5 protein-coding genes, 1 pseudogene and 1 riboswitch are annotated in these 5770 nt (G+C 64.3%); of the genes and pseudogenes, 1 reads left to right on the forward strand and 5 read right to left on the reverse strand.

Translation table 11 applies throughout. The annotated features are described in order from the left end of the window. Positions 1–1263 (reverse strand): annotated as a pseudogene (locus AC1DYX_RS26680) (lytic transglycosylase domain-containing protein); the annotation flags it as partial. Here AC1DYX_RS26680 and AC1DYX_RS26685 point away from each other — a divergent pair. Then, a complete protein-coding gene (locus tag AC1DYX_RS26685; protein WP_477264502.1) occupies positions 1262–2110 on the forward strand; it encodes a 5-formyltetrahydrofolate cyclo-ligase in 849 nt (282 codons plus the stop codon). The pseudogene AC1DYX_RS26680 and the gene AC1DYX_RS26685 overlap by 2 nt on opposite strands. A gap of 55 nt (positions 2111–2165) precedes the next feature. Here the strand turns inward: AC1DYX_RS26685 and metF are convergent, their stop codons facing one another. The 4 genes from metF to metK all read right to left on the reverse strand — a co-directional run. Beyond that, positions 2166–2999 carry a methylenetetrahydrofolate reductase [NAD(P)H] gene (gene metF / locus AC1DYX_RS26690; protein ID WP_477264504.1) on the reverse strand — a complete coding sequence of 278 codons (834 nt, stop codon included), beginning with the start codon at positions 2997–2999 and terminating at the stop codon, positions 2166–2168. Further along, positions 2986–3339: a phage holin family protein gene (locus AC1DYX_RS26695; protein WP_477264506.1), complete on the reverse strand. Its 354-nt coding sequence runs from the start codon at positions 3337–3339 to the stop codon at positions 2986–2988. Before AC1DYX_RS26695 ends, metF begins: the two co-directional genes overlap by 14 nt. Positions 3340–3440: 101 nt before the next feature. Then, on the reverse strand, positions 3441–4856 hold the full coding sequence (gene ahcY, locus AC1DYX_RS26700) for an adenosylhomocysteinase (RefSeq protein WP_477264508.1): 1416 nt from the start codon (positions 4854–4856) through the stop codon (positions 3441–3443). A gap of 28 nt (positions 4857–4884) precedes the next feature. Next, positions 4885–4955: riboswitch (S-adenosyl-L-homocysteine riboswitch) on the reverse strand. A gap of 154 nt (positions 4956–5109) precedes the next feature. After that, a partial coding sequence (gene metK / locus AC1DYX_RS26705; RefSeq protein ID WP_477264510.1) for a methionine adenosyltransferase occupies positions 5110–5770 on the reverse strand: 661 nt, incomplete at its 5' end.

Here is a 5770-nt window from a genome sequence, read left to right on the forward strand (position 1 = left end):
CTGGCGTTCCGTAAAGCCGTTCAGCGCCCAGTTCCATTCGCGCGTGCCCTCGAAGCGCATGCGCATGGAAAAGAATTTCAGCGCCCGCTTGAAGCCGGGATTGGCGGCCACCTGCGCCAGCTCGGCCGGCGTGGGCGGCACGGCGCTGGGCGGGATGGTGACCTGCATACCCAACTCTTCCATCGCCAGCTGGCCATAGAAATTGTTCTGGTCGGCGATGCGGCGGAACAATGCCTGCGCATCCTCGCGGCGGCCTTCGGCCTGCAACGCACGACCGAGCCAATAGGTCCAGACGGGCTCGTCGTGCTGCTGCATCGGCATCGCCTCGATCGTCGCGCGCACCGTCTTCCAGTCGCCCTGGCGCAGCGCGATGCGAGTCTTCCATTCCAGCTGGTTCCACGTCAGCGGCGCCCCGGCCGCCTTCTTCCAGTCGTCATAGGCCTCGGGCGCCAGCGTGAGCGAGGCGGCGAGCGCGATGTTCGCCCAGCCGATCGCCCTTTCCTCGGCGCTCAGTTTGGACGCACTCTTGTTCAGCGCCACCGTCGCCAGCTTCAGGCTCGTGCGCGCGACGCGGCCGATGGCGACGAGGTAGATCTCGTGTTCGGCCGTGGTATTGCCGATGCCGCGCGCCAATACCACGGCGGGCAGGTCGACGGCCTGGGCGGCGCGGGTGTCCGACGCGTCCAGCAGCAGCGCCGTGCGGCGCGACGGTCCTGTCGCATGCATCTCGCCGGCCAGGCGCAACTGGGCCAGCAGGTCGGCCGTCGTGAACTGGCCGGACTGGACCAGTTGATTGACGAGGGCGGCGCACGCCTCGCCATACAACGGCGGATTGTCGAGCAACATCCTGGCCTCGGCCGCCACGTTCTGCCCTTTCGAAGCGCGCGACAGTAGCGCGTAGCACTTGACCTGGTAATCGTCGTTCTTGACGAACAGCGGCAGTTCGCGGTCGAAGTTCTCCCAGTCGCGCTTGCGGCCGAGCTCCAGCAGCCAGTCATTGCGCAGGCGGTCGGCGATGGCGCTGCCGTCGTAGCGTTTCAGGAAATCGAGGATCTCGTCGCTGGACGCATCGCGCAGCCGCGGTTTCAGCCGATAATAGTCGACGTAGGACGGAATCGCGTAGTTCGGCAAACGGGCCGCCAGCTCGGCGACCTTGTCGGCATCGTTCTTGCGGGCCGCGTCGCGCAACTGCATGAAGATCGCGTCCTGCTCGCGCGTGGCATCCGATTGCGGCGTCAGCGCGGACGCCACTGACGGCGTCATGACGGGAGCGGAAGGCGTGGGTACGCCGGGCGTCGCCACGCCCGGCGCGGGTGAGGCGGGCGTCGCCCCACCGGGCGCGGGCTGGGTCGTGCCGGGAGAGGCAGACTGGGCCGCGACACCGGGCGACGCGAGAAAGAGCAGGCTGGAAGCGGCGATGGCGGTGCCGGCAAACAGTTTCTGCGACATCAACAATTCAATGTTCAATGTAGGCTTCATTTCATCCATGACCGGCGAATCAAGAATACCATGCGGGCCCGACGGCCTGCCAGCCTCGCTCCCAAGCGTGGCGGACGAGAAACAGGCGGCCAAGACGGCGCTGCGCAGGGTGCTCAGGACTGCACGTGGGGCGCTTGACCCGGCAATCAAGGTCCAATGGGATGCGCATATCGGTGCCCAAGTCGTTGCCTGGTGGCGCATGCGGCAAGTTCCTGTGCTCGGCGTGTACTGGCCGCTGGCCGGCGAGCCCGACCTGCGGGCCGCCTACGCGGAATTACACCAGGCCGGCGTACGCCTGGCATTGCCTGTAGTCATGGAACGGGATGCGCCGCTGACGTTCACGGAATGGACGCCCGGTGAGCCCATGCTGCCGGACGAGGCCGGCGTGCAGGTACCGGCCCAGCTGCGCTTCATCGAGCGCCCGCCCGCGCTGCTGATCCCCTGCCTCGGCTTCAATGCGGAGGGATATCGTCTCGGCTACGGCGGCGGCTACTACGACCGCACCCTCGAACTGCCGCCCCGTCCGCACACCTTGGGCATTGCCTACAGTAACCAGGAAGCCGTGTTCTCGCATGCGCCGCACGACGTGCCGCTGGACGTCATCGTGACGGAAACGAGCAATGTGACATAAACAAAATGCCCGCGCGACCACGCGGCCGCACGGGCATTCATGGCGATCGAGCGCATCAGGCGCCGGTGATACGTTGCCAGACCGCAGTCGTAGCCGCCGCCTGGTTCATGCTGTAGAAATGCAGACCGGGTGCGCCGCCGGCCAGCAGGCGTTCGCACAGGCCGCTGACGACATCCAGGCCAAATGCCTTGATCGACGCCGAATCGTCGCCGAAGCTGGCCAGTTTCAGCCGGATCCAGCGCGGAATCTCGGCGCCGCACATGTCCGAGAAGCGCATCAGCTGGGTGAAGTTGGTGATCGGCATGATGCCGGCCACGATGGGCACGTCCACGCCCAGCTTGCGCGCATTGTCCACGAACTGGAAATACGCGTCCGGATTGTAGAAATACTGCGTGATGGCAGCGTTCGCGCCGGCCTGCACCTTGCGGGCGAAGGCTTGCAGGTCGTCCTGCGGCGAGCGGGCCTGCGGGTGCATTTCCGGATACGCCGCGACTTCGATGTGGAACCAGTCGCCCGTTTCCTGGCGGATGAACTCGACGAGGTCGCTGGCATAGCGCAGTTCGCCCGCGCCGCCATAGCCGCTGGGCAAGTCACCCCGCAGGGCGACGACGCGGCGGATGCCCTTGTCCTTGAATTCCTGCAGGATCGCGCGGATCGATTCGCGCGTGCCGCCGATGCAGGACAGGTGCGGTGCAGCCTCGTGCCCTTCGGCCAGGATCTCGAGCACGGTCGACAACGTCCCGTGCTGGGTGCTGCCGCCGGCGCCGAACGTCACGGAAAAATATTTTGGATTGAGCTCGGCCAGTTTCTGGCGAGCCACACGCAGCTTTTCCGCACCCTCGGGCGTCTTGGGCGGAAAAAACTCGATACTGATGTTAGGGGTTTCCATCTTGATTCAGAAGTAAGGTAGAAAGCGCCCACGAAATGACACTGTACAGGATCGCCGCCAGGAAAGCGGACCCGAACCCGGCCACGTGAAAGCCCTCGACGAGGTGTGCGACGAGCCAGAACAGCAGCGCGTTGATCACCAGGATGAACAGGCCGAGCGACAGGAACGTCACGGGCAGGGTCAGCACGACCAGCACCGGACGGATCACCGTGTTCACCAGACCCAGCACCAGCGCGGCCACGAGGGCAGTGCCGATATTGTCGACCACGACGGAGTGCATCAGGTAAGGCAGGGCCATCAGGGCCGCGGCATTGATCAGCCAGGTCAGGAGCAAACGCATGTTTGTGTCTTTCGTGAGTAATTATCCAGCCCGCGACACCACTGCCGACGATGGAATCCGACAGTGATGCGCGGCGTCAATTCACGGAAGAGCTTACCAGATCAATAACGGTAGTGTTCCGCCTTGTAGGGGCCTTCCTTGCTCACCGAGATATAGGCGGCCTGCTCTTCGGTCAGCTCGGTCAGCTGGGCGTTGAGCTTCTTGAGCTGCAGGCGGGCGACTTTCTCGTCCAGCTTCTTCGGCAGCGTGTACACGCCGACCGGGTAGGCGGCGGTATTGGTGAACAGTTCGATCTGGGCGATGGTCTGGTTGGCGAACGACGAGCTCATCACATACGACGGGTGGCCCGTGCCGCAGCCCAGGTTCACGAGGCGGCCTTCGGCCAGCAGGATGATGCGCTTGCCATCCGGGAAGATCACGTGGTCGACCTGCGGCTTGATGTTGTCCCATTCGTACTTGCGCAGCGCGGCGACTTCGATCTCGTTGTCGAAGTGGCCGATGTTGCAGACGATCGCCTGGTCCTTCATGCGCAGCATGTGCTGCTCGGTGATSACGTGGTAGTTGCCGGTGCAGGTGACGAAGATGTCGCCGTGTTCGGCGGCCATGTCCATCGTCACGACGCGGTAACCTTCCATCGCGGCCTGCAGCGCGCAGATCGGGTCGATCTCGGTGACCCAGACCTGGGCCGACAGCGCGCGCAGCGCCTGGGCCGAACCTTTACCGACGTCACCATAGCCGGCCACGACGGCGATCTTGCCTGCGACCATCACGTCGGTCGCGCGCTTGATGCCATCGACCAGCGATTCGCGGCAGCCGTACAGGTTGTCGAACTTCGATTTCGTCACGGAGTCATTGACGTTGATGGCCGGGAAAGCCAGCTTGCCTTCCGCATGCATCTGGTACAGGCGGTGCACGCCGGTGGTGGTCTCTTCCGTCACGCCCTTGATCTGCGGCAGACGCTTCGAATACCACTGCGGGTCACGCGCGAGGCGGCCCTTGATGGCGTTGAACAGGCAGATTTCTTCTTCCGAACCCGGCTTGTCCAGCACCGAGATGTCTTTCTCGGCACGCACGCCCAGGTGCAGCAGCAGCGTCGCGTCGCCGCCGTCGTCCAGGATCATGTTGGCGTAGACGTCATCGCTCCATTCGAAGATGCGGTGGGTGTATTCCCAGTATTCGTCCAGCGTCTCGCCCTTGACGGCGAAGACCGGCGTGCCGACCGAGGCGATCGCGGCGGCGGCATGGTCCTGCGTCGAATAGATGTTGCACGATGCCCAGCGCACTTGCGCGCCGAGGGCTTCCAGCGTGCGGATCAGCACGGCGGTCTGGATGGTCATGTGCAGCGAACCGGCGATGCGCGCGCCCTTCAGCGGCTGGCTGGCCGCGTATTCGTCGCGGATGGCCATCAGGCCCGGCATTTCGGTTTCGGCGATGCGGATTTCCTTCTCGCCCCACGAGGCGAGGCCGATGTCGGCAACGAGGTAATCCTGGGTGGTGTCTTTGAGTACGGCGCTCATCACGCCCTCCTTTCAAGTTAAGAAAAAAGTAACGTGAGCGCAGTGTTGATATCCGAGCCTGGCGAGATGGGGAATCTCGTCGCAACGCTCCTCGGAATTAATAAGTGTAGCACGGTGGACAGCGTTCGGCACGTCGAAAAACCTGCTGCGCGTTACAGATTTGGTCTGCGATGCTCGCGACGGTTTTTCGAGGTGCCTCGTTATGCCCACCGTCAGCGAACGTTTTGCTACGCCCGCAACATGCGATGCAGGCTTATGCCAGGCCGGCTTCGGCGCGCAGCAGCGCGGCCTTGTCGGTGCGTTCCCAGGTAAACTCCGGCTCTTCGCGGCCGAAGTGACCGTAGGCGGCCGACTTGGCGTAGATCGGACGCAGCAGGTCGAGCATCTGCACGATGCCTTTCGGGCGCAGGTCGAAGTGTTCCATCACCAGTTCGGCGATCTTCTCGTCCGGAATGACGCCGGTACCTTCCGTATAGACCGTGATGTTGATCGGACGGGCCACGCCGATCGCGTAGCTGACCTGCACCTGGCACTGGCGTGCCAGGCCGGCGGCCACGACGTTCTTGGCGACATAGCGCGCGGCATAGGCGGCCGAGCGGTCGACCTTGGACGGGTCCTTGCCGGAGAASGCGCCRCCGCCGTGSSGKGCGRYSCCGCCGTAGGWGTCSACGATGATCTTGCGRCCSGTSAGSCCGSMGTCGCCCTGCGGMCCGCCGAYGACGAAGCGGCCGGTCGGGTTGACGAGGTAGCGGGTATCCTGCAGCCACTCGCGCGGCAGCACGGGCTTGATGATCTCCTCGATCACCGCTTCCTCGATCTGGCTGTGGCTCACTTCCGGCGCGTGCTGGGTCGACAGCACGACGGTGTTCACGGACACCGGACGGCCATTCACGTAGCGCAGCGTGACCTGGGAC

This window comes from Massilia sp. P2_C2, assembly GCF_056404615.1.